The sequence below is a fragment of the Nannocystis exedens genome, from assembly GCF_002343915.1.
In the GTDB taxonomy this organism is placed as follows: domain Bacteria; phylum Myxococcota_A; class Polyangia; order Nannocystales; family Nannocystaceae; genus Nannocystis; species Nannocystis exedens.
Window position 1 is genome coordinate 9,594,096 of the sequence record NZ_NETK01000001.1, and the last position, 23,178, is coordinate 9,617,273.

Sequence of the window (23,178 nt, forward strand, 5' to 3'; positions counted from 1 at the left end):
TGCCCTTACGGGCATGTCCGAGCGGGCATGTGCGAGAGGACATGACCCAAGGGGCTGGCCGGAGACGGGCGACGGCGCCTCAGGGCAGCCGGCACAGGCCGAGGTCGGCCCACTCGGACGGCGGCGGGTCGGTGGACCAGAACGGCAGGCACTCCTGCATCAGGCCCGGGCAGCTCGGGGCGGCGAGGTCGCAGAGCGCCAGGCAGCAGCGGTCCGACTGCTGCGGGTCGCACTCCCCGGCGAGCGCGGCGTCCATGCAGGCGAGGCCGGGGCCGCAGTCGAGAGGGCCGGCGCACGGGGCGAACAGAGGGGCCAGCGCGTCCGGGTCGGTCTCGAGGCAGACGAAGTTGTCGGGGTCGCTGAAGTTGAGCTGGCACGCCTGGCCTCCGGGACATGGTGGGCCCAGCGGGTCACAGGTCGGGAGGCAGGGGATCAGCACGCCCTCGTGGCTGATGACGCAGGCGGTGCCCGCCGGGCACTCCGGCGCGTCCGCCCAGCCCTGGCACCGCGGGACGCAGGTGCCGGTGAGGGTCTCCGGATCGACGCCGAGGCAGATGGCGTCCAGCTCGCAGCTGTCGACGATGTGGGTCGGCTTCGGATCGACGGTGCATGGCTCGCCGGGCGCGTCCGGGTCGGGGTCGAGCGGGATGCAGGTCGTCTCGTTCCAGTCGCCCTGGCCGCTCTCGTCCTCCGGGACGCACTTCTCGCCCCGGGGACAGTCCTGAAACCACGGGTCGCACGGGGAGCAGCGCACGGCGCCCTCGCCCTCGAACTCGGCGTAGCAGCCGCCGCCGTCAAACGGCCGGATGAAGCCGACGCCGTCGCGGGTCGTGGTGGTCGTGCCCGAGGTCGTCGTGGGCGAGGTGGTGGAGGTGGTGGAGGGGAGCGAGGCGCCGCTGGTGGTCGAGGTGGTCGCAGGCGCGGTGGTGCCGCTGTCGGTGGACTCGGTCTCGGGCGGCGCCTCGGGGCCGCAGGCGAGGAGGAGCACGAGGACGAGGGCGGGTCGCGCGGCGGACACGGCGGAGCTCCGGGTGAGGCTGGTCGAAAGGACAGGTAACGACATGTCCGAAACCTCAGCGGACGATCCACGCGTCGCTGTCAGGGTCGTGGGCGACGATCGTGCCGTCCTCGAGCTCGACGCCGGGCGGGTCGCCGGGGTGCAGCGTGAGCTCGGCGAAGGTGGTGTACGAGCCGACGCCCTGGGCGCCGGTGGGGACGCGCTGCTGCAGCCTGGGGCGGCCGGCGACCGGGAAGACGCCGCGGCTCTGCCACAGGCCGCCGACGAGGGCCTGGACCTGCAGGGCGCTCGCGGGGACGTCGCCGAGGTCCCACCGGGTGGTGGGCGGGAGGTACTCGACGAGGTAGACGACTTCGCCGGGGCGCAAGCGGTCGCTCCAGCCCCACACGTAGGTCTGCTGGCTGCCGGTGAGGCCCTGGCCGGTGCGCTCGTCGACGACCTGCATGCCCCACTTGCCCGCGGCCTGCCTGTTCTTGGCGAAGCAGCCGTACCAGGCGTCGGCCTTGGCGTCGGTCCAGGTGGGCGGCTGGTAGAGGGCGAACTGCTCGTCGAGGCAGAGGTCGACGGGGGCGTCCATGGCGAAGTAGTTGACGAGCAAAACCTCCTTGCCGTCCATGACGGTGCGGCTGTCGCCGAAGCGGTGGATGCAGCCGTCGACGGCGTCGGCGAGGCGGGCGACGTCGGCCATCGGGTCGCCGGTATAGATCGGGTCGTAGGTGGCGAAGATGGTCGAGGAGAACGAGAAGTAGGTCGACCAGGCGAGCTTGCGCGTGGCCGGCTGCCCGGGGCTCGACTCGAGCACGGCGAGGAAGCGGCTGACGTTGCACAGGTCGTCGCCGAAGCTGCCGACCGGCGCGCCGCCGACGACGACGAGCCGCTGCTGGCCGTCGCCGCCGACGACGGCGCTGTGGGTGCCGTAGTTGCGGCCGGAGTGGAACCACTTCGGGCTCTCCGGCTCGCTGGCGGCGGCGACGTCGTACTCGAGATCGTCGACGAGGGAGAGGGTGGCCGCGGAGACGGTGTGCTGGCGGCGGTGGTAGATCAGGTTGATGTCCTCCCAGCCGTCGCCGTCGAGGTCCTGCAAGGTGCCGCCGACCTCGCGGAACTCGCCGGGGGCGAGCAGGGTCGGGATGGCCGAAAAGCCAGGTCCGCAGCCGTCGCCGGGCGGGAGGTCGGGCCGGTAGACGCACAGCCGGCCCCAGTCGCCGAGCGGGTTGTCGCCGTCGCCGTACGAGGGGGCGAGGAACGGGTGGCGCCGGCCCTGCGGATCGCGGAGGTCGTCGCTCCAGGCGTGGTCCTGGACGGTCGGGGCGTCGGCGCGGGCGCTGACGGTGCCAGTGGAGAGCGTGACGACGGCGAGCGAGGGCGGGCCATGGGCGCCGTCGAAGCGGCAGTGACGCGCGGCGACCTCGCTCAGGCCGTCGCCGTCGTGGTCGCCGATCAAGGTGATCCGCGGGGCGCCGAACAGGTTGCCGTCGCACTGGTCGGGCAAGGGGCTGAGGCTGACCTCGAGGACAGGGACGAGGTCGCTGTCGACGCGCAGGCAGGTGAGGTCGGCGGACTGGTTGCATGTCCCGAGGGACAGGTCGGTGTCGGGCTGGCCGTCGGCGTCGAGGTCGTACTCGCGCACCGCGTCGGGCGGTTCGCCGGTGGTGGTCGAGGTCGACCCGGTCGTGGTGGTCGGGTCGCCGCTGGTCGTCGTGTCGACGGTGATCGTGGTGTCGAAGGTGGTCGACCAGGTGGTGCTGGTGCTGGTGCTGGTGCTCGTGCTGGTGCTGGTGTCGAAGCTGGTGCCGATGTCGAGGGTGGCGGTGTCGGGGAAACCGTCGGCGCAGGCGAGGACGAACACGAGAGGGACCGCGAAGGCGAGGCGCACGGAGGGAAGGTAGCGTGATTCGCCAGAGCGGAGGCAGGCGTGCGGGGGCGCGCGCGGACGTGCACCCGCGCGCGGAGGCGCGGGGCGAACGGGCCGACGGCGACCGAGGCGCTGAACCGGCAGGGGACGTCAGAGGTCGGCGGCCGTGGGGGCGCCGCAGGCGAGCCACTCGCCGAGCCGGGCCCGCTCCTCGGCCGCGGGCGGGCCGACCGGCGGCATGGTGGCGTTCTGATCGGCGGCGCGGGCCCAGATCCGTTCGGCCTGGGCGCGAACTTTGATAAGGCTCTCGAAGTCGACGCCGAGCGGGGCGCCGGCGCGCTCGCCTTCTTTCAGGGCGACGTGGTGGCAGCCGGTGCAGTGGGTCAGCATGAACGGGGCGCCGAAGTTCTCGGCGGTGAGGATGCTGTCCTCGGGGCAGGGCCGCTCGTCGAGGCTCGGATAGTCGGCGCCGGTCGAGTCGGCGGTGGTGCCGGTGAGGTCGCCGGTGCCGGTCGAGCCGGTGGCGTCGTCGGTATCGCTGTCCGATGGGACAGGGTCTTCGGTACAGGACGCGAGGGACAGGCAGGCGAGCAGGGCGAGGGCCCGCGGGTCAGGCCGAGAGGGCATGCAGGGGCGCTCCGGTGGGGATGTGCGCGGCCGGGTCGACGCCGACGAGCTGGAGGAGGCCGGCGGCCAGGTCGGCGTAGGCGATCGGGCGGCCCTTGGGGTCGACGGCGCCGGTGGTGAAGTCGATCGGGGCGGCGTCGAGGGCGTCGGTGGTGGCGCCGACGACCCGGCCGCCGGCCACGCCGGCGCCGAGCACGAGGGCGCTGGTGATCGGCCAGTGGTCCTTGCCGGCGGCGGCGTTGAGCCGCGGGGTGCGTCCCATCTCGGAGGCGACGACGACGACGGTGTCGTCGAGCAGCTTGGCGGCGGAGAGCGACTGCATGAGGCCGGCCAGGCTCTGGAACAGCGCCTGGTGCTTGGGCCCCTGGGCGTCGTTGCCGGTGTGGGTGTCCCAGTCGCCGCTCTCGATCTGCACCGAGTGGCACAGGCCGCGGCTCAGGGCGTCGACGGCGAGTTTGATCTGGGTGTCGAAGGTGCGGGTCAGATCGAGCTTGCTGACCTCGCCGAGGTCGCGCAAGAGGTCGCCGCGCGGCAGGGAGTCGAGGAAGTCCTGCACGCGCGCGCTGCCCTTCGCGGCCGCGAGCTCGCGCTCGGCCCGCAGCTCGACGTGGGCGCGGATCAGGGCCTCCTCGGCGTCGGTCGGGACGAGCGGGAGCAGCGGGGCGCCCATGGCCGGGAAGGTGAGCTGGGGGTCGAGGAGGGTGACGATCTGGTTGACGGAACCTGTCCTGGCGGACAGGGCGCCGTAAGGGCCGCTGTAGGCGGTGCGGCCGAGGATCAGGTAGGGCGCGGGGAGGTCGGGGGCGTGAGCGGCGGCGGCGATGGCGGCGACGTCGGGGGCGGTGTCGTCGAGCACGCCGGTGAGGATCCGGTGCATGCAGTCGGGGTGGGCGACGCTGGCGACCGAGACGCCGCGGACGATCGCGCAGCGGTCGCCCCAGGCGTCGAAGAAGGCGCCGACGGCCGGCCGCGCCGGGTCGGTGAGGACGTCGAGGCCGTGGAACTCCTGGACAGCGCCGGCGGGGCCGTCGACGCCGCCGACGCCCGGCTTGGGGTCGATCGCGTAGGTGGTGTCCCAGCCGCCCTGGACGAGCACGAGGACCAGCCGGCGCGCAGGGCCGGGCTCGGCGGCGGCCAGGCGGCGGCCGCCCGCGAGCGCGCCGGCGGCCGCGACGGCGTAGAGGCCGCGCTTCAGCCAGGTCCGGCGAGACATGTCGCTCGTGACATGTCCCTCAGGGCATGGATGTTCGAACATGGTGTTCATGACATGTTCCTCAGTAGAAGGCGATCCGGACGTCCTGCAGGAGGGCGGTGAGGGTGATCTTCCAGGCCCGCCTGGCGTCGCCGGGGGCGAGGGCGAGGGCGGCCTTGAACAGCTCGAGCGTCTCGCTCACCTCGGGGGCGTCGTCGGCGAGGTCGCGGCCGAAGAAGCGGCGGTGGAGCAGGGCGATCTGCGGGCGCAGCTTGGCCTGACCGGTGTCGACGGCGGACACGAGGGTGAACAGGCGGCGCGCGGCCTTGTCGGCGAGGGCGAAGTCGTCCTCGACGACGTCGTTGGCCGCCTGGCGCGCGAGGGCCCGCAGGACCAGGCTGGTGGTGGCGCTGTAGGTGTAGGAGGCGGTGTTGACGAAGATGGCGTCGAGGCCGCCGGCGAGGACGTGGTAGCCGATCAGGCTGTCGTCCATCAGGTCGAGGACGCCGGCGCCGAAGTCGGTGAGGTCGCTGCGCCAGCGGAAGCCGGTGAGGTCCTCGACCAGCCGCGCGAGCTGGAACGGGCGGGCCCGCTTGCGCCCGAGCTCGCCGTCGCCGCGGGCGAAGTCGTCGGCGAGCACGAGGGCCTTGATCATGGCCTTGTAGTCGTCGCTGGCCTGAAGGACAGCTTGCAGCTCGCCGGCGCGATCGAGCGGGACGGCGGCGAGGTCGGTCTGGTGGAAGTAGGCGTAGGCCCGCCGCGCGGCGCACAGGCTGAAGCGCGGGTCGACGCTGAGCAGGGCGCCGAGGTCGGCCAGCGAGCCGCCGACGCTGCCGAAGTAGTGCGGGTCGCGGCGCGGGACGCCGAGGACGGTGGTGAAGAAGCCCTCGGCGTAGTGGTCCTGCGGGTAGTCGACGAGCAGCGGGACGAACTGCGGCTTGTAGCCCCAGAAGAAGGCGGCCAGCGGGTCGAGGGTCTGATGACAGGCGGCGCAGGTGGCGTTCTCCTGCACGGCGTCGGCGACGGCCTCGGGGTCGGCGAGGTTGACGCTGGGGTCGATCTCGAGGTCGCGGTCGTTGAAGTCGACGCACAGGAAGGCGCGCGCGACGGCGTTGGCCCGCCCGCGGTTGGCGTTGGTGCGGGTCGAGCCGTGGCGCTGGAACAGCCACGAGTCGGCGAGCACGCCCGCGTTGCGCAGGTCGCTGGGCGGCTCCTGGACCTGCCAGGGGTCGCCGGCGGGATCGAAGGGGAGGCCCCAGGCGGCGGCCGAGGCGGCGCTGACGAGGGTGTAGTCTGCCGTGACGATCTCGCTGTAGGGGCGGTCGCCGGTGACGACGTGCTCGATGAGCCGCAGCGGGGCCTCCATGATCGCGCGGTTGGCCGCGACGAGGTCCATGCCGGCGAGGCCGTCCTTGGCGAGGAAGCCGGCCGGCGGGGCGCCGAAGTCGGCGAGCACGAGCAAGGCGTCGTTGTGGAGGTCGCGCACGGTGGCGCCGAAGTCGGGCGAGTCGAGGTAAGCGTCGACGAGCTTCGACATGGCCTTCGGGTCAGCCTCGACGGCGGCGTAGTCGGCGTCGCTCGGCCGCACGCCGCGGAGGGCCATGGAGATCCGCAACAGGCGGTCGCGCGGGTCGAGCAGGATCGGGTCGCCGTCGCCCGGGTCGCCGGTGGTCCCGGCGGTCGGGTCGTCGCTCGCGGTGGCGGTGCCGGTCGTCGCCGAGGTGCTGCCGTCGCTGTCGCTGCCCGCGGGCAGGTCGCCGCCGCAGGCGCAGAAGAAGAGGAGGGGGAGCGCGAGTGCCCGGGTCACGAAGATCCTCCGCCGCTCGCGATTCAAGCGCCGTTCCAGGCCGGGCGCGAGGGTCGGCGCTTGCACACGGGCACCCGGGCCGGACGTGGCAAATTGCGACGTGGCGGGGTGCGACGGCGCGCGCCGATGCGCAGGCGCGAGGGACGGGGCTCACTCGCCGTCGAGCAGGCCGCGGAGGTCGGGATCGTCGCGGGCGACGGGACGGATCAGCCGGTCGAGGCGCTCGCGTCGCCACCAGTCCGGGTGGCCGAGCGGGGCGAACCAGTAGCGGTAGACGTCGACGCGGACGAAGGTGGGGGCGCCGCCCGCGAACTGCGGCGGGTCGGCGAACAGGCTGAGGACGGTCGGCTCGCCGGCGAGCAGGCGGTCGAGGAGGCTGAAGAGCCATGTCTCTCGGGCCAGGTAGCCGTTGCCGGCGAGGTCGAGCGCGGCGAACCACATGAGCCAGTCGAGGCGGCGATGGTCGGGGGAGATCCAGCACGGCCGCCGGTCGACGGAGCCGGGCTTGCAAGGCAGGTGATATGGCCGCCAGACGGCGGAGTCGTCGGGGACGGCGGCGTCGGTGCCCTCGATCTGCAGCTCCAGGCGGACGGTGCTGATGCTGCCGAAGGCGCCGTAGGTGTTGACGAGGTGCAGGCGATCGAAGGAGGCGTTCATCTGCTGGCGCCGCCCGGCCAGGTTGGCGACCACGTCGATGCTGAGCCAGGCGACGACGACGGCGTAACAGGCGGCGGCGACGACGGCGGCGCGGGTGGGACGGGCGCTGCCGTCCCCGGCGCGCGCGCGCAGGCGGGCGGGGACGAGGCGGCGCAGGAACCGGTCGTCGAGGCAGGCGAGCAGCGGGACGAGGGTGAGCCAGTTGAGGAAGGAGAGGTTGCCGCTGACGATGAGGGTGAGCTGGAAGGCGATCATGCCGAGCGCGGCGACGATCCGCAGCCTCCGCGGGCCGAACACGAACCACGGGAGGACGAGCTCGGCGAGGTGGTTGAAGACGACGCCGGCGCGCAGCACCGCGGGCGGCAGGTGGTGGAAATAAAAGCTGACGGGGTTCGGGATCGGCTGGGTCTCGAAGTGGCGCTCGAGACAGGTGAGCTCGGTCCAGCAGGGATCGCCGCGCAGCTTGATGAGGCCCGCGCCGAGCATGATGCGGAAGGCGAGCCAGCGCAGCAGGACGACGGCGACGTAGGGCGGAGGGCGATCGCCGGCCAGCGGCCGCAGGCGCGCGAGCGGGCTCAGGACGGCGCACAGCAGCGCCGTCTCGAGCAGCTGAATTTCCCAGCCGAACGCGTACCAGCGGCCGCCGACGTGGACGATCGAGAGGTAGAGGGCCCAGAGGACGACGAGGAGGATCGCGTTCTCGCAGCCGAGCAGGAGCGCGATCGAGAGGACGAGGCCGAGGACGCTGACGGCCCCCAGCGCCGCGTCGGAGGCGCTCCACCAGAAGAGGGTCGGTCGGGCCCAGAAGTCGTCGACCGGCCCCAGCGGGGTGATGCCGTGGGCGCCGACGAGGGGCACGAGCTGCGCGACCGCGGTGGCGAACGCGGCGACGAACACGAGGCCGAGGACGCGGAGGACGACGAAGCGGGTGAGGACGTAGTTGCCCCCGGGGTGCTCGCCGACGAAGATGCGACGGAGCCGCGACAGGACGCGCTGGCCGGGTGTCTGCAGCTCGCGCGGGTCGGGCTCCATCGCCGCGGATGGTAGCGCGGGTGGCTCGAGCCGGCGCGCACGGGGCTTCGCGCGGCGTCGACGACGACGCGGCGTCGAGCCCTCACGCCCGCTCGCACGCGACGCGGCGCAGGATCCGCGGCGCACCGCCGTTCGCCGGGCGATCGAGCGGCGAAGACGACATGTCCGAAGAGACATGTTGGTGCTCGCGCCCGGGCGGTTCCGCGCGTGCAGACCGATGGTCAAGCGCCGGCGCTTCGGCGTAGGCTGCCGGCAAGAGGGGACGTATGAGACTGAAGGACAAGATCGCGGTCATCACGGGCGGTAACAGCGGGATCGGTCTGGCGATCGCCAAGGCGTTCGTCCGCGAGGGGGCGAAGGTGGCGATCGCAGGGCGCAGCGCGTCATCCCTGCACGCGGCCCAGCAGGAGCTCGGCGCGGACACGCTGACGGTCGAGGCCGACGTCACCCGCGTGGCCGACATCGAGCGGCTGTACGCCGCGGTGAAGGAGAAGTTCGGCCGCGTCGACGTGGTGGTCGCCAACGCCGGCCGCAGCGTGATGGGCCCGGTCGACGCGGTCGACGAGGCGTCGCTCGACATGCTGCTCGACACCAACATCAAGGGGGTGTTCTTCACGGTGCAGAAGGCGCTGCCGCTGATGCCCGCCGGCAGCTCGGTGGTCCTGATCTCGTCGGGGCTGCACCAGAAGGCGACGCCGTACATGTCCGTGTACGGGGCGACCAAGGCCGCGGTGCGGCAGTTCGCCCGCACCTTCGCGGTCGAGCTGGCGCCGCGGAAGATCCGCGTCAACTCGCTCAGCCCCGGCCTCACCGAGACGCCGATCCTGATCAACATGGGCCTCGACGAGGCGACGATCGCCCACGTGAAGAGCTCGACCCACGGCGCGTCGCCGCTCGGCCGCAGCGCCACGCCCGAGGAGATCGCCAGCGCGGCGGTGTTCCTCGCCTCCGACGAGTCGTCGTTCATGACCGCGTCCGACGTCGTGGCCGACGGCGGGTACTCGCTGGTCTAGCGGGCTGTCCTCGGGGACAGGTTCAGGCGCGCCGGCGATCCGGCGATCCATGGGAGGTCGCCGGTGCCTGCCGTCCCGCGGGCGCCCGGCCGCGGAATCAACTGTCCTTGGGGACAGGCCCGCGCAGCTCGAGCACCTGGGCCTCGAGCGCGCGGCCGATCGGGCCGCGCCGGTCGCCGAGCTCGGCGTCGACCAGGCCGCGGCCGTCGGGCTGCGAGACGTGCCGGGTCCGCAGGCGCACGAACTCGCCCTCGAGCGCGCGGTGGAGGTAGATGGTGAGGTCGGCGTTGATGAAGGTCCAGCGGGCGAACTCGAGGGCGAAGCCGACGCCGTTGATGGCGTCGGCGGCGACGGCGACCCGCTGGGCCGGGCTCGGCGCCTCGCCGGCGACCAGGTGGCCGCGCAGGCGCAGCCACCCGTCCCCGCAGCCAGGTTCGATGGGACATGTCCCGAGGCGCAGCTCGATGGCGGTGTGGTAGCCGACCGGGTCGGGGAAGAAGTCGAAGGTGCGCTCGTCGAGGCCGCGCGGGTCGACGGGGTCGCCTGCGGGCGCGAGCTCGGGCGGGACCGGGACGTCGAGGCGGCGGATGAAGAGGGCGCCGGCGCGGGCGCACGGGCGGCCGTCGACGGCGAGGGTGCACTGCAGGCCGAGCGCCCGCCGGCCGCTGCGCAGCGGCTCGACGGCGAGGTCGCAGGCGCCGATCGGGACGGCCCGCAGGAAGTCGGTGGTGACGCAGGCGAGCTGGAATTCACCGAGCTCGGCGGCGTGGCGCTCCATGGCCCGCACCATGAGCGCGGTCGGCGGTCCGCCGTGCTGGAGCCGCATGTCCCACGGGCCGCGCGTCCAGGGGGTGGCGATGAAGCGGGTGGCGCGGTCGGCGTCGCCGTCCGGGAGGTAGAGCGCCTCGTCGGGCCGCATGCGCGGCGACGTTAGCTCAACCGAGGCCGAGGATCCGCGTGAGGAGGCCGATGAACTGCTCTTCGGTCGCGGTGATCTTGCCGTCGGCGCGGGCGAGCTCGATGAGGTTGACCAGCACGGCGCTGCGCTGCTTCTCGCTCATCTGCTCCTTCATGAGGTGCGTGTAGGTCTCGGCCTGCGCGAGCCGCTCCTCGTCGCTGGCGACGCTGTGGACCCACGCGGCGGTGTCGACGATGACGCGGGAGATCTGGTCGCTCGTGGCGTCCGGGACCCAGCCGTGCAGCACCCGCGCGATGGTGTCGATCTCCTCGTGGCTCAGCTCGCCGTCGGTGACGTGGCTGAAGGTGAGGTACACGAAGGCGAGGATGTGCAAAGCGGACGGGTTCTGCGGCTTCATCGCAGCCGAGAATACCGCAAGCGTGTTCCGGCGATCGGAACGTCGCCGGTCACCCCACAGCGCGAAGTTGCGCGGGCCTCAGTGGTGGTGATGAGCGAACGCGTCGGCGCCCTCGTGCGCGCCCGGGGCGAGCTCCATCGGCCGGTTGTTGCTGCGCGCGAACTGCACCGCCTCGCGCAGGCGCTCGAACAGCTGGCGGTGGTTCGGCAGGCCGTAGAGCAGCAGGTTCGGGTGGGTCTGGTCGGTGCCGATGAGGGTGATCTTGGCGTTGTCGAAGATCCGGTCGAGCAGGCTCTGCTCGTAGCGGACGTCGAGCACGCGCCACAGCTCGAGCGAGTCGAGCCGGCGGCTGACGACGCCCTTCTGGAACTCGACCCGCCGGCGCGAGATCTTGTAGCGGGTGGTGATGTGCTGCAGGTACGACCACAGCAGCATCGGCGTGCCGATCAGCGCCAGCAGCCACAGCGGCTTGCCCTGGAGCGCCTCGATCTGCAACAGGCCGTAGGCGATGCCGCCGCCGAGGATGCATACGCCGACCCACCACAGATAAGTGCCGATGTTGGCGCTGTGCTTGGCGATACCCTCGAAGAAGAGCTCGTCGGTGGCCTGCGTCGGCGAGGAGCCGAGCGGCGGCTGCGCTTGCGGAGGCACTCCCGGGGGCGAAAGGCTGGCCTGCGGCTCTTGCATGCGCCAAGGGTGGCACGACGACCGGGGCCGACGCAATCGCCCGCCCGTCCGCCGCTCAGCTGGCCTTCGGGGCAGGTTCGAGGTCGAGCGTCGGGTCGAACCGGCGCCCGTCGGCGAGCGTCACCGGCGTGGCGGTATGGGCCACGCCGTGCTCGCGCAGGGTGTCGTCGACGATCTGCGCGACCTGGCCGACGAGGGCGGTGCAGAAGGCGTGGCGGGCCGGACCGGTGAAGTCGCCGTGCTGGCCGGTGAGGTTGTTGCAGACGAGGTCGGGGCTGGTGCCGCGGTCGAGCTCGGCCTCGACGCGCGCGAGGTAACGGGTCATGGCGGCGCGCAGCGCCGGGGTGACCTTGCCGGTCGGGTCGGGATCGCCGAGGAACTCGCCGAGCAACAGCTGACCGGCCACGACCGCGCCGCAGGTGCCCTGCCCGGTGATCCCGCCGCGCCGCAGCGATTGGTAGGCGGCCGGCGGACGATCGAAGGCCTCGGCGAGGGCGATCCCGCAGGAGCGGTGGGCGGTGAGCACGCCCTCGTAGAGGACCAGAGCCTTACTGCGAATGGGGCCGCGAGGGGTGCTGCCGCTCATGGACCCCAGGATGCGCGCCGGCCCGCAGGCGGGCAAGCGGTCGCGTCGGGCCGGAGGATGGTCTAGCTTGCTGGCATGTCCTGGACCGACCCGCGCGCCGAGATCGAGGCGCTCACCGATCGCCTGCGAGAGATCCGCCACGACCTCCACCGCCACCCGGAGCTCGGCTTCGAGGAGGTGCGCACGCAGGCGCTGGTCCGCGCGTGGCTCGAGGAGCGCGGATACCAGCCGCGCAATTGCGCCGAGACGGGGCTGGTGGCCGACCTGCACCCGCACTCCGAGGGGCCGACGATCGCGCTGCGCGCCGACCTCGACTGCCTGCCGATGCAAGAGAACACCGACCTGCCGTACCGCTCGGTCCACCAGGGGCGCGCGCACAAGTGCGGCCACGACGGCCACACGGCGATCCTGCTCGGGGTCGCCGACATCCTCGCGCGCCACCGCGAGTCGGTGCGCGGCAACATCCGCCTGCTCTTTCAGCCAGCCGAGGAAGGTGTCCGCGGCGGCGGCGCGAAGGTGATGGTGGAAGAGGGCGCGCTGGCCGGGGTGCGCGAGATCTACGGGCTGCACAACTGGCCGGCGTTCCCGAAAGGCGAGCTGCGCGTGCAGGTCGGGCCGATGCTGGCGCAGGTCCACATGCTGTCGATCACGATCCGCGGCAAGGGCGGCCACGGCAGTCAGCCGCAATTGTGTCGCGATCCGATCGTGGCCGGCGCTCACCTGGTGTCGGCGCTCCAGACCGTGGTGTCGCGCGGGCTCGGCTACGCCGGCGGAGCGGTGGTGTCGATCACGCAATTCACGGCGGGCACGACGCACAACGTGATCCCCGACGTCGCGCGCCTGAAGGGCACGATCCGCACGTTCGAGCCGAGCACCACCGAGCGGGTGCTGGAGCGCGTGCGCGAGGTGATCGGCGGCACGGCGGCGACGTTCGCGGTCGACATCGACCTGCAGATCGAGATCGGCTACCCGGTGACGATGAACGACGCGAGCTGCGTGGAGACGGTGGTCCGCGTCGGGGCCGCCGTGCTCGGCCGGGAACGGGTGTCGAACGCGGGCCTGCCGCTCGCGGGCGGCGAAGACTTCGCCTACTTCGCGCAAGCGGTGCCGGCGGCGTACTTCTTCCTCGGGGCCCGCCGCGGCGACGAGGACACGCCGGTCTGCCACCACCCCGACTTCGACTTCGACGACGACCTCATCCCGACCGGGGTGGCGATGTTCCTCGGCATCGTCCGCGACCGCCTGGCCGCGCTGACATGACGGGGCGCCCGATCGCCATCGTGACCGGGGCGTCCGCGGGGCTCGGCGAGTCGTTCGCGCGGGCGATCGCCGCGCACCCGGCGTTCGCCGACCTGGCGCGGATCTGGCTGGTCGCACGCCGCGAGCAGCGCCTGCACGCGATCGCGCGCGAGCTGCCGCGCGAGCTCGGGCTGCCGATCACGGCCGACCTGGCGACGCCCGCAGGGACCGAGGCCGTGCTCGCGCGCGTGCGAGACGAACGACCTGCCGTGCGCCTGTTCGTGGCCAGCGCCGGCGTCGGTCACCTCGGGCCATTCGCCGACCAGGACGCCGAGTCGCTGGCGCGCATGCTCGACCTGAACATTCGCGCACTTTCCTTGCTGACACACGGGATTTTGCCCTCGATGTCGCGCGGCTCGAAGCTGGTGCTGGTCGCATCTGCGGCGGGGTATGTGCCTTCGCCCTATTTCGCGGCCTATGCAGCCAGCAAGGGCTTCGTGATCTCCCTGGCGTATGCGCTGCGCGAGGAGCTGCGCCCGCGGGGGATCGACGTGTGCGCGGTGTGTCCAGGGCCGGTGGCGACCGAGTTCTTCGCGGTCGCCGGCATGCGTGAGCCGATCTCCGGCGCCGCGTCGCCGGACCGGGTGGTGGCCCTAGCGCTGCGCGACGCGCTGGCCGGGCGCGCCGTATCGCACGACGGCGTGGCCTCGGCTCTGGTGGCGCTGCTCGCCCGCGCGTTGCCACGGCGGACGCTCGCCTGGCTCGCAGGTCGTCGCAATGTGCGACGTTGTCCCGCCGCTGGTGCCACTCGCGGCGGACCCGAGAGCGCGTAAAATCCGGGGGGCGGGCGAGAAAGCGAGCGGGCGAAATCCCCAGGATTGCCAAGCGCGAGGGCCCGTGCAAAAACCATAACCCCACGGCCCTTCAGGCCGCCAAGCCCTGGCTTTCCCATGTCTTCTCTCCCCCAACTCGACGCGATCGCGACCCTGCTGAACCAGGGCGCCGCGGATTCGGCGGTCCGCTTGTTGCGAAGCTGTTGGGAGCCCGATCTCCCGCCCGACGACCTCGTGCGCATGTACTGCATGTGGGTCCGCGGGTTGTGCGAGACCGGTGAACTCGACCACGCGCTGACCCTCGCGCGCCGGGCCGCGAGCGAGTTCCCGCGCGAGCCCGACGTCCTGATCGCGCTGGGCAACGTGCAAGACCTGGTCGGCGATCTCGAGAAGGCCCGCGAGGCGTTCGAAGCGGCGATCGATCAGGACCCGGGCGGCGGCCTGCAGCACTACAACCTCGGCGCGGTGCTCGAGCGACTCGGCCGCGAGATGGACGCGGAGGTCTGTTATCGCCGGGCCAACGAGTGCGACCCGCACGGCGGGATGTACGAGGCGATCGCGGCGCTCGGGGCGCTGTTGCGGCGCCAGGGTCGGCTCGAAGAGGCCGAACAGATCTACGACCTGTACCTCAGCGACGACTCGATCAACGTCGAGATCCTGGTCGAGCACGGCATCTGTCTGTCCGACCTCGATCGCCTCGACGAGGCGATCGATCGCTTCGACTTCGCGCTGAGCCTCGACCCCGAGAACGCGGGGGCGCAGTACAACAAGGCGATCACGCTGTACCGCCTCGGCCGCTACGAGCAGGCCCTCAACGCGCTCGAGCGGGCGCGCCAGCTCGACAAGGGCAACGCGCTCACGCTCGCGGTGCTCGGCGGCTGGCGGCTGTCGGCGGCCGACTGCGACCTCGACGAGGCGCTCGGCCTCCTGTACGGCGCGCTCGACCTGCTCGAGCGGCGCTACGCCCAGGACCCGGGCCAGATCGGCTACTGCAGCCTGGTCGCGGAGGAGATCTTCGAGGCGCTGTGGCAGAACGGCCGTCAGGGCGAGGCCCGCGAGGTGGCCAGGCTGGCCGGCCAGCGCGAGTGGATCACGCCGCACATCCTCGACTGTCTCAACGAGGCCGACCACGGGCGCTCGCCGCAGGTCAGCATGTACACGGTGGTGGCCCGCGCCGAGGCCGGCGAGCGGCCCGAGCACTGGCCCGAGAACACCGACGGCTACACCACGGGCCTGACCGTGCTGGCCACCGACGAGAACGAGGCCCGCGAGTTCTGCATGCAATACCTGCGGACGATCGAGCCCTCGCCCGACATCCGCTTCACCCTCGACGTGGTGCCGCCGCAGTCGCCCAGCGACCCGAGCCCGTCGCTCGAGATGATGGCCGAGCTGCGCGGCGCGATGCAGCCGCGACCGCGCGGCGTCGCGCGAGTCCACGGCCAGCGGTCCTACATCTTCCGCACCTGAGCCGCAGGCCGTCCCGTCGGCCGGCTGTAACGGGTTGCAGCGGCCGGGGCGGGGCCGGCCGGTCGCCATGAGCCCCGACTGGCGGGGCTCGCACGCCTGTGCGACCCTGTCGTGGTCGACTGCTTAACTTGCGCGATTGGAGACCGGTGATGCGAACTTCCCTGTTGTTGTGTGCGGCGCTCGGCGCGGCGTGGACCCTGGCGATCCCGCAGACGGCCGAGGCCTGCGGCGGCGTGTTCTGCGACGGCGGGCTGCCGAACTCGATGCCCGTCAACCAGGACGGCGAGAACGTGCTCTTCGTCCTCAATCAGAACGAGGTCGAGGTCCACATCCAGATCAGCATCGATCCCAACACCAACGCGCAGAAGTTCGCGTGGCTGATCCCGATCGCCCAGATCCCCGAGTTCGAGGTCGGCTCGCAGCCGCTGTTCGACGCGCTGCTGAACTCGTCGGTCCCCACCTATCAGCTGCAGCAGACGTTCGAGGTGTGCGGCGAGGACGGCATCTCCGGCGGCATCACCACCAACGGGACAGGCACCGACGCCGGCGACTCGGCCGGCGGCAGCACCAGCGGCGCGGAGCCGGGGCCGGGCGAGGACCCGGTGGTGTTCAAGACCACCGCGGGCGCGTTCGAGATCGTGGTGCTGCAGGACCAGACGATCGAGCCGATCAAGCAGTGGCTGATCGACAACGAGTACCAGTGGATCGACGGCTCGGAGATGGTGCTGCAGCAGTACCTCGACGAGGGCAACGTGATCGTCGCGCTCAAGCTGGCGGCCGGGTCCGACGGCGGCGACGTCCACCCGATCGTGCTGCGCTACCCGTCGAACGAGAACTGCTTCCCGCTGCGGCTGACGCGGTTCGCGTCGATCGAGAACATGGACATCCGCGTGTTCGTGCTCGGCAACAGCCGCGCGGCGCCGACCAACTACCGCCACGTCCTCGTCAACCCGCTGAAGATCGACTGGCTGCAGTTCGCGGCCAACTACAAGGACGTCATCACCAAGGCGGTCGACGACCTCGAGGCCGAGGGGCTGGCGTTCGTGACCGAGTACGCCGGGCCGTCGAACGTGGTCCAGCCGTTCGCGTTCAACTTCTACAGCACGTCGTGGAACGAGGCGGCGTTCGTCGGCCTGCCGCCCGAAGAGGTGATAAGCACCCTCAACAACCAGGGCCTGGCCAACTGCTTCGGCGCCGACTTCTGCTTCTACAACCACCCGCTGGTCGAGGGCCTGCTCAATGACTTCCTGCCGGTGCCGGACGGGCTGACGGCGGAGGAGTTCTACGCGAACCTGCAGGCCTACGCCGACCAGATCGACGCGATGGCGTGGGGCGACGGCAGCGCGTTCGCGCAGGCGCTCGACAGCCGGATCATCGCCCCCGGCGAGCACGCGCAGGAGCTGGTCGACGCCTACCCGTACCTGACGCGCATGTACACGGTCATCTCGCCGAACGAGATGATCGCGGACCCGATCTTCCACATCAACCCGGACCTGCAGGACGTGCCGAACTTCCGCTCGGCCACCGAGTACAACCTGTGCGACGGCAACAGCGTGGTCACGCTGCCCGACGAGCGCGAGATCTTCGTGCCCAACGGCGGGCCGTGGCCCGACTTCATCGGCGAGATGTGGTGGGCCGAGGAGGTCCAGCAGGTCGCCCTCAAGGGCAAGCCGATGCACCTCGTCAACAACACGGCCGCGATCAACAAGAAGATCGAGGAGTGGAACCTCGCCCACGGCTGGCCGCGCTTCCCCGAGGGGGCGCCCACCACCAGCGCGAGCGACACCGACACCGACAGCTCGGGGTCCAGCGAGGGCGGGCCGGACTCGGCGACGAGCGGCGGGCAAAACGACGCCAGCGGCTGCGGCTGCCGCAGCGACGGGGCGCCGGGCGGGGGTCTGCTCGCGCTCGCGGGGCTCGGGCTGCTGGCGGGACGGCGCCGCCGCCGCTGAGGCGACGGGCCGCCGGCGCCGTCGCCCCTGAGTCGAGAGGGCATGTCCTCGCGGGCATGCCCTCGCGGGCATGCCCTTCAAGTTAGTCCGTTCCGGACATGTCCATGAGGACATGCCCCGGAAGACACACTCAGCCGATCGGCGCGTTGGCGATCCGGTGGACCAGCCAGAACAGGTTGGGGCCGTGGCGTTCGGGCAGCTCGCGCTTGACGGCGCGGAGGCTGTCGCACAGGGTCTCGAGGCCGCGGTCGAGGACGGCGGCGCGGCGGGCTTCGAGGCGCTGGCCGACGCCGATCGGCTGCCAGCTCGTGCCCCACGGGATCGACCAGGTCAGGACGCGGTCGCCCGCGCGCAGGGCCTGCGACAGGTTGCTGTCGGTGAGCGTGACGGGCTCGTCGCGCAGGAGGTCCTTGCCGCGCACGCGCTGCTTGCCGGGGTGGACGTCGTCGACGGCGACCAGCAGCAGGCGCGCCTGCAGGCAGGCGTCGAGGGCGGCGCGCTGGCGGCCCTCGAGCGGCACGCCGGCGCTGGCGAACATGTCGACCAGGCGGACGCCCTTGGGGTCGCGGTAGCCGTACAGACAGAACGTCTGGGCGGCCCGGCGCAGGTCGGCGTTGTTCTTCTCGGCCGGGGTGGCGCCGCCGAAGAAGCCGTTCATCACCTGGGCGACGAACGGGCCGAACCGGCGGGTGGCGAAGCTGCCGAGCATCGACTCGACGCGCTCGAAGTCGGTGCGCTCGTAGCGGCCGAACTTCGGGGTGAGCGGTCGCTCGTTCGTCAGCGCCGCCGCGGGGGCCGGGTTGCGCGCGCGAGCGGCCTCCTTGGCCTGCGCGATCTCCTGCTCCGCGGTGAGGAACGGGCCGGTGCCGCGACGCTTGCGTCGCGAGTCGGAGCGAGGCGCCGGGGCGGCGGGCGGGGCCGAAGTGCCGGGTTGTTCGGGTGTGTCGGTCATGGGTTCGTCGGTTCGGCGCAGGCGCCGTCGGAGGCGACCCGCGGCAGCTCGATGGCGAGGCTCGCGTTCGGGGCGGCGGGCACCGGCTCGTCGCCGTTGCCGTAGCACGGCACGTCGGAGCCGACAGCGAACGCCTCGACGCGCAGGTACAGCTCTTCGTGGGCCATCGGCGCGTCGTCCCACACCAGCGGCTCGATGCGCGGGAGCCCGCCGAGCAGGGTGCAGGGGACGGTGGTGACGCCGTCGAGCACGATCGGCGGGTTGGCGCCGTCGTGCAGCGCGGCGGTGGGCACGAGCTCGAGGTCGGGGCCGAGGACGGTGAGCCGGACGCGGTCGATCACGAGGCCAGGCTCCGGCTCACAGGTCGTGAGCGGCTGCTGCTCGGGGCCGCTGAGGAGCGCCAGCGAGAACTCGAAGCCGGCCTCGATCGGCGCGAGGAAGCTGGCGATCGTGAAGTCGGCGGGGAGGTCGACGCTGCGGAAGCCCTCCGGCGCCAGCGTGAAGTTGACGAGGTCGGGGTCCAGCGTGGGCACCGCGAGCACCTTGCCCTTGGCGTCGAGGCCGGTGACCGAGAGGGTGTAATCGCCAGGATCGAGCGACTCGGTGAAGGTCTGGGCGGTGGTGGTGCAGGTGAAGCGGAGCTTCTTCGCCGTCGGGCCGGTGATCGCCAGCTCGATCTGCGACAGCCCCAGGCCATCGCAGTAGGCGCTCGGGTTGCCGCTCATGAGCTGCGGGCGGACGACGACCTGGGCGCCGGCGCTGTCGCCGAGCTCGAAACCCGCCCGGTCGCCGGCGCACGAGGGATCGGCGAGGTCGGTGTAACCGTCGCGGTCGTTGTCGATGCCGTCGCTGCACTGCGGGGCGCCGACGATGACGACGTCGAGCGGCTTGCCCTCGCCGGCCTCGCGGATCACGACGTCCTGGGCGACCGAGGCGAGCACCTTCTTGCAAGAGGTGTCGGCCTCGCTGCCGTCGGTGTCGGCGGCGGGGGCGGGCTCGTCGGCGCAGAACTGGACGGCGCGCCGGCCGAGCGCGGTGACGGTGACGCTGTACGTGCCGGCGCCGACCTCGGGCCCGGGGGCGCGGGCGTCCCGGTCCTCGAAGCCGGAGGGGAAGCAGGGGAACTCGCGCTCGTCGAGCAGCGCGTTGCCCTGGTCGCGGGTGCTGACGCGGATCCCGCTGATGCCGAGCTCCGTGCACTGGTCGACCGAGACGAGCTCGGCGGCCTCGGCCTGTTCGGGCGGCTGCAGGCGCCAGCGGACCCAGAAGCTCGGGTCCTCCGCGCAGCCGGCCGCGGCGACGGTCGCGAGCGCGAGGGGGGCGAGGCGGGCGCGGAGCATCAGGGCCGGTCTATCCGTCACAGGCGGGGTTTTCAAGGTCCAGGGCGATCTGGACGGGTGAGTCTTCGATTGTCACGGCGCGCGAGCAGCTCCGGCCGTCGATCTCGAGGTCGAGGCGGTAGCGGCCGGGGTCGACGTCGGCGACGCGGTGCGCGCCCTGGAGGCCGGCGCAGGGCTGCTCCTGACCGCCCAGGCGCAGGCCGCGGTCGCTGCTCAAATTCTGACGGTAGACCGCCGGCGGCGCGTCGGTGTCGCCGAGGAACAGGTCGGCGGCGGGGTCGGCGTAGCGCAGGGCGACCATGAGGTCGCTGCAGGCGCCGGTCAGCGCGAGGTCGAGTGGTTGCGGGGCGCGCTCGAGTTCGAGGTCGACGGCCGTGATCGCGTGGCTCTCGACCTCGCCGACGGCGACGGCAGTGACGAGCGGCGCGTCCCCGGCGGCGCGGCCGCTGGCCGTCAAGTCGTAGGTGCCCGGGCGCAGGTCGAGGAAGATCTCCGGCGCCTCGACGGCCCGCGCCGCCGGCGACATGTTGCCGGTCTCACACGCGTACGCGAACACCCGGTCGCGCGCGGGGTCCCCGGCGTCGATCACCCGCACGGTCACGCCGGACAGGCCCGCACCCTCGCAGGTGCGCGCCCGGCGAGCGTCGGGGCCGTCGACCGCGTTCGCCTCGCGCGCGGTCCACGTTAACTCGAGGCCGGTGGCCCCGCCCGCGGGCAGGACGCACGCCGGCCCCAAGAGCCAGGTCCCTAGGAGCAGCCGTCGCAGCATCCTTGGAGGTCCATGACGGTGCGGCCCTGCTCCGACGGCTCCTGCGCGCAGGCGTCGAGGCCGGTGAGCACGAAGAGGTAGACCTGCAGGTCGGTCAAGAGGCCCGGCTCGACGGTGCGGGTGCGCGGGCCGGGGGTCAGGGCGCACGCGGGGCCGAGCTCGCAGACGCATCCGTCGTCCTCGAACTCCGCGACCAGCGCGACCTCGAAGTCGTAGGGCTCGTCCGCCCGGGCGTCGACGATGGAGAACCCGCGGGCGGCCTTGCAGCCGTAGGTGCGCACGTCGATCTGGCAGGATTCGTCGGCGGTGCAGGCCTGCGGGCAGTCGGGCTCGCACAGGCGCAGCTGCGTGCGCAGCCGGTAGGGCCGGCGCGGACCGTCGGGGGTGGTGCTGCCGATGAAGCCGCACAGGTCGTCGAACTTGTCGGCGTCGAGGTTGCAAACGTCGCCCAACTCACCGGCCGGGAAGATCGAGCGGCCGGCGGCGTCGACGACCGTCCAATTGAGCTCGACCTCGCCTTTGTCGCGGACACAGGCGGTCGCCGCAGAGAGCGCGAGGATCGCTCCCGCCGCCGGGCTCGGGCGCCGCCGCAGGGGCGAGGCGGGCGCGGGCGCGAGCGCTTGGGCGGGGCGAGGCACGGCCGGGAGGATAGCAAAACCGTCGCCGTCGGGGGCGCCCCGCGGTTTGACGGAGCCGGGCGGGGGCGTGTAGCCTGCCGGCGTGTTGCTTCCCGCGCCCAGCTTGCTCGCCGAGATCGACATCATCCACCTGCTGTTCGGCGCCAAGGGCCTCGTGCTCGTGGTCGCCATCCTGCTGGTCATCTCGATCTTCACCACGATCTTCGTGATTCTCTACAAGCTGATCCACATCAGCCAGGCGCAGTCGCAGTCGATCACGTTCCTCGACCGCTTCTGGGAGTCGAAGCGCCTCGACGACATCTACCGGGTCGCCGAACAGCTCAAGTACAGCCCGCTGGCGGCGATGTTCCGCGCCGGCTACATCGAGCTGTCCAAGGTCAAGAAGGGTCAGAACGAGGCCACCGGCTCGATGCACGAGAAGATGGACGGGCTCGAGAACATCGAGCGCGCGCTGGCCCGCGCCAAGGTCAGCGAGACGACCAAGCTCGAGAACCTGATGCCGCTCCTGGCCACGATCGGCTCGGCCGCGCCGTTCGTCGGTCTGCTCGGCACGGTGTGGGGCATCATGGAGGCGTTCTCCGCCATCGCCGCGTCCGGCTCGGCCGACCTGGCGACCGTGTCGGGCCCGATCGCCGAGGCGCTGGTGGCGACCGCGACGTCGCTGATGAGCGCGATCCCGGCGGTCATGGCGTACAACTACTTCAACCGCCGCATCAAGGTGCTCGGCGCCGAGATGACGACGTTCGGCAGCGACTACACCAACATCGTCAAGCGGCACTTCTTCTAGCCGGTCGCCTGCTACGATCACGGTGTACGCATGAGCAGCAAGGTCACAGCAGACGCGATTCAGGGCGAGGGCCCGGTCTCGGCGATCAACGTCACGCCGCTGGTCGACGTGATGTTGTGTCTGCTCATCATCTTCATGGTGTCGACGCCGATGATGGCGCCGAAGCAGCCGCACAAGATCGCGGTGCCGAAGGCCAAGGCGCAGGCGATCGCGCAGGAGCAATTCCTGCTGGCGACCGTCTCCGTCGACGCCAAGGGCGACGTCTTCATGGGCACGGTCGCGCTCTCGCGCGACCCCGCGACCATGGCCAACGAGCTCAGCAGCAACGCGCGCCTCAAGCAGGACGGGGTGGCCTTCATCCAGGGCGACTCGAACATCGAGTTCAGCCGGATCGTCGAGGTGCTCGTCGCGTTGCGTACGGCCGGGGTCTCCAAGGTCGGCTTCTTGACCGACCCGAAGGTCCCGCCGCGCACCTGAGAGGGAACGAGCGATGTCCGAGATCAAAGTCCGCACCGTGCCGATGCTGCTGTCGCCGTTCGTCGAGCTGGGCCGCCAGTTCGGCGACATCCTGCGCAACCCGACGGCGTTCTTCGGCAGCCTGCTGGGCTCGGCGCTGCTCACCGGCGGCGTGGCCGCCCTGGTGATGTTCGGGCCGACCTTCGAGGTCTCGGCGGAAGAGGACGACGAGCTCGAGATGGAGTTCATGCCCGGCGAGCTGGTGCGCCTCGGGCCCAAGCTCGACCCGACGCAGATCCCGGAGAAGATCATCGTCGAGAAGACGGTCGCCGCCGAGCAGGCCGCCGAGACGACGGTGACCACCGACGAGAAGGCGAAGCCGACGAACGAGCCGAAAAAGAACGAGCCGAAGAAGAACGACACCAAGTCGACCGAGAAGCCCGACCCCAACAAGAAGGGCGCCAAGGAGTCCGACAAGAACCAGGACTCGAACACGCCGCACAACGACCTGCCGACGGTCAAGGAGCTGCCCGGCGATCCGTTCGGCGATCCCGGCGGCTGGTCCGACACCTTCAAGGAAGGCGACCCGTGGGCCACCGAGGTCATGAAGGTGTTGAACGGCATGAAGGTCGGCACCTTCGGCGCCGAGGGCAAGGACGCGACCTTCAAGTTCCGCCTCGAGGTCTGCCCCGACGGCAAGCTGTCGGCGCAGCAGAAGCAGGGCACGGGCGACCCCACGCTGGACGCGCGGATCAAGAGCACCATCGAGGGGCTCAAGGTCAGCATCCCGGCCGGCGTGGCCGACCTGCTCAAGGGCAAGTGCAAGAAGATCCAGTACGAGTTCACGTGGCGCGGCAAGGGTGCGGGCGCCGGCTCGGTCAAGTAGCCGAGCCGCCGCGCCTCGGCCCGGCAGTTGACATTTTGTCCGCGGGCGGCCGAGCGGGCTGCCGTTCGG

22 protein-coding genes are annotated in these 23,178 nt (G+C 71.7%); 8 read left to right on the forward strand and 14 right to left on the reverse strand.

Annotated elements, in window-relative coordinates:
- Window positions 1-79: 79 nt before the first annotated feature.
- From NAEX_RS37400 to NAEX_RS37425, 6 genes are all read right to left on the reverse strand, one after another.
- Window positions 80-1,018 carry a hypothetical protein gene (locus tag NAEX_RS37400; RefSeq protein WP_096332251.1) on the reverse strand — a complete coding sequence of 313 codons (939 nt, stop codon included), beginning with the start codon at window positions 1,016-1,018 and terminating at the stop codon, window positions 80-82.
- Window positions 1,019-1,073: 55 nt separating this feature from the next.
- Complete coding sequence (locus tag NAEX_RS37405) at window positions 1,074-2,894, reverse strand: hypothetical protein (protein WP_096332252.1); 1,821 nt, start codon at window positions 2,892-2,894, stop codon at window positions 1,074-1,076.
- A gap of 129 nt (window positions 2,895-3,023) precedes the next feature.
- Window positions 3,024-3,500 carry a hypothetical protein gene (locus tag NAEX_RS37410; RefSeq protein ID WP_096332253.1) on the reverse strand — a complete coding sequence of 159 codons (477 nt, stop codon included), beginning with the start codon at window positions 3,498-3,500 and terminating at the stop codon, window positions 3,024-3,026.
- On the reverse strand, window positions 3,484-4,713 hold the full coding sequence (locus NAEX_RS37415) for a DUF1501 domain-containing protein (protein ID WP_177326016.1): 1,230 nt from the start codon (window positions 4,711-4,713) through the stop codon (window positions 3,484-3,486). The genes NAEX_RS37410 and NAEX_RS37415 overlap by 17 nt, the downstream gene beginning before the upstream one ends.
- 61 nt (window positions 4,714-4,774) lie before the next feature.
- Window positions 4,775-6,499 carry a DUF1588 domain-containing protein gene (locus NAEX_RS37420; RefSeq protein WP_143141139.1) on the reverse strand — a complete coding sequence of 575 codons (1,725 nt, stop codon included), beginning with the start codon at window positions 6,497-6,499 and terminating at the stop codon, window positions 4,775-4,777.
- Between the two features lie 150 nt (window positions 6,500-6,649).
- A complete protein-coding gene (locus tag NAEX_RS37425; RefSeq protein WP_170136336.1) occupies window positions 6,650-8,188 on the reverse strand; it encodes a lipase maturation factor family protein in 1,539 nt (512 codons plus the stop codon).
- A 266-nt stretch (window positions 8,189-8,454) separates the two neighbouring features.
- On the opposite strand from NAEX_RS37425, the gene NAEX_RS37430 reads away from it, so the two are divergent.
- Window positions 8,455-9,201, forward strand: coding sequence for an SDR family NAD(P)-dependent oxidoreductase (locus NAEX_RS37430; RefSeq protein ID WP_096332257.1), 747 nt, complete (start codon window positions 8,455-8,457; stop codon window positions 9,199-9,201).
- 97 nt (window positions 9,202-9,298) lie between these two features.
- Here NAEX_RS37430 and NAEX_RS37435 read toward each other — a convergent pair whose 3' ends face one another.
- The 4 genes from NAEX_RS37435 to NAEX_RS37450 all read right to left on the reverse strand — a co-directional run bounded on the left by NAEX_RS37435 (window position 9,299) and on the right by NAEX_RS37450 (window position 11,790).
- Window positions 9,299-10,120, reverse strand: coding sequence for a thioesterase family protein (locus tag NAEX_RS37435; protein ID WP_096332258.1), 822 nt, complete (start codon window positions 10,118-10,120; stop codon window positions 9,299-9,301).
- A 16-nt stretch (window positions 10,121-10,136) separates the two neighbouring features.
- Window positions 10,137-10,517 (reverse strand): TerB family tellurite resistance protein, encoded by a 381-nt coding sequence (locus tag NAEX_RS37440; protein ID WP_096332259.1) that lies wholly within the window; start codon window positions 10,515-10,517, stop codon window positions 10,137-10,139.
- Window positions 10,518-10,595: 78 nt separating this feature from the next.
- A complete protein-coding gene (locus NAEX_RS37445; protein ID WP_096332260.1) occupies window positions 10,596-11,204 on the reverse strand; it encodes a PH domain-containing protein in 609 nt (202 codons plus the stop codon).
- 55 nt (window positions 11,205-11,259) lie between these two features.
- Complete coding sequence (locus tag NAEX_RS37450) at window positions 11,260-11,790, reverse strand: C-GCAxxG-C-C family protein (protein ID WP_245913887.1); 531 nt, start codon at window positions 11,788-11,790, stop codon at window positions 11,260-11,262.
- A gap of 75 nt (window positions 11,791-11,865) precedes the next feature.
- Between NAEX_RS37450 and NAEX_RS37455 the strand changes: the two genes are divergently transcribed.
- The 4 genes from NAEX_RS37455 to NAEX_RS37470 all read left to right on the forward strand — a co-directional run bounded on the left by NAEX_RS37455 (window position 11,866) and on the right by NAEX_RS37470 (window position 17,281).
- Window positions 11,866-13,050, forward strand: coding sequence for a M20 metallopeptidase family protein (locus NAEX_RS37455; RefSeq protein ID WP_096332261.1), 1,185 nt, complete (start codon window positions 11,866-11,868; stop codon window positions 13,048-13,050).
- Window positions 13,047-13,862: an SDR family NAD(P)-dependent oxidoreductase gene (locus NAEX_RS37460; RefSeq protein WP_096332262.1), complete on the forward strand. Its 816-nt coding sequence runs from the start codon at window positions 13,047-13,049 to the stop codon at window positions 13,860-13,862. The genes NAEX_RS37455 and NAEX_RS37460 overlap by 4 nt, the downstream gene beginning before the upstream one ends.
- Window positions 13,863-13,979: 117 nt before the next feature.
- The gene (locus tag NAEX_RS37465; protein ID WP_096332263.1) at window positions 13,980-15,329 is read left to right on the forward strand and encodes a tetratricopeptide repeat protein; all 1,350 of its coding nucleotides are present in this window, start codon (window positions 13,980-13,982) and stop codon (window positions 15,327-15,329) included.
- 149 nt (window positions 15,330-15,478) lie between these two features.
- A complete protein-coding gene (locus NAEX_RS37470) occupies window positions 15,479-17,281 on the forward strand; it encodes a DUF2330 domain-containing protein (protein WP_096332264.1) in 1,803 nt (600 codons plus the stop codon).
- Window positions 17,282-17,411: 130 nt separating this feature from the next.
- On the opposite strand, the gene NAEX_RS37475 is transcribed toward NAEX_RS37470, so the two are convergent.
- From NAEX_RS37475 to NAEX_RS37490, 4 genes are read right to left on the reverse strand one after another with little or no spacing between them, the layout of a single operon-like run.
- Window positions 17,412-18,233 carry a DUF7986 domain-containing protein gene (locus NAEX_RS37475; protein ID WP_096332265.1) on the reverse strand — a complete coding sequence of 274 codons (822 nt, stop codon included), beginning with the start codon at window positions 18,231-18,233 and terminating at the stop codon, window positions 17,412-17,414.
- Window positions 18,230-19,573, reverse strand: coding sequence for a hypothetical protein (locus NAEX_RS37480; protein WP_096332266.1), 1,344 nt, complete (start codon window positions 19,571-19,573; stop codon window positions 18,230-18,232). Before NAEX_RS37480 ends, NAEX_RS37475 begins: the two co-directional genes overlap by 4 nt.
- Window positions 19,574-19,583: 10 nt before the next feature.
- On the reverse strand, window positions 19,584-20,342 hold the full coding sequence (locus tag NAEX_RS37485; RefSeq protein WP_143141165.1) for a hypothetical protein: 759 nt from the start codon (window positions 20,340-20,342) through the stop codon (window positions 19,584-19,586).
- Window positions 20,321-20,980: a hypothetical protein gene (locus tag NAEX_RS37490; RefSeq protein WP_096332268.1), complete on the reverse strand. Its 660-nt coding sequence runs from the start codon at window positions 20,978-20,980 to the stop codon at window positions 20,321-20,323. The genes NAEX_RS37485 and NAEX_RS37490 overlap by 22 nt, the downstream gene beginning before the upstream one ends.
- An 82-nt stretch (window positions 20,981-21,062) precedes the next feature.
- Here NAEX_RS37490 and NAEX_RS37495 point away from each other — a divergent pair, with 82 nt between their 5' ends.
- Genes NAEX_RS37495 through NAEX_RS37505 form a run of 3 tightly spaced genes read left to right on the forward strand, consistent with a single transcriptional unit; the run spans window position 21,063 to window position 23,109 of the window.
- Window positions 21,063-21,767 (forward strand): MotA/TolQ/ExbB proton channel family protein, encoded by a 705-nt coding sequence (locus tag NAEX_RS37495; protein ID WP_245913888.1) that lies wholly within the window; start codon window positions 21,063-21,065, stop codon window positions 21,765-21,767.
- Between the two features lie 30 nt (window positions 21,768-21,797).
- Window positions 21,798-22,244 (forward strand): biopolymer transporter ExbD, encoded by a 447-nt coding sequence (locus tag NAEX_RS37500; protein ID WP_096332269.1) that lies wholly within the window; start codon window positions 21,798-21,800, stop codon window positions 22,242-22,244.
- Between the two features lie 13 nt (window positions 22,245-22,257).
- Complete coding sequence (locus NAEX_RS37505; RefSeq protein ID WP_096332270.1) at window positions 22,258-23,109, forward strand: hypothetical protein; 852 nt, start codon at window positions 22,258-22,260, stop codon at window positions 23,107-23,109.
- Window positions 23,110-23,178: the final 69 nt, after the last annotated feature.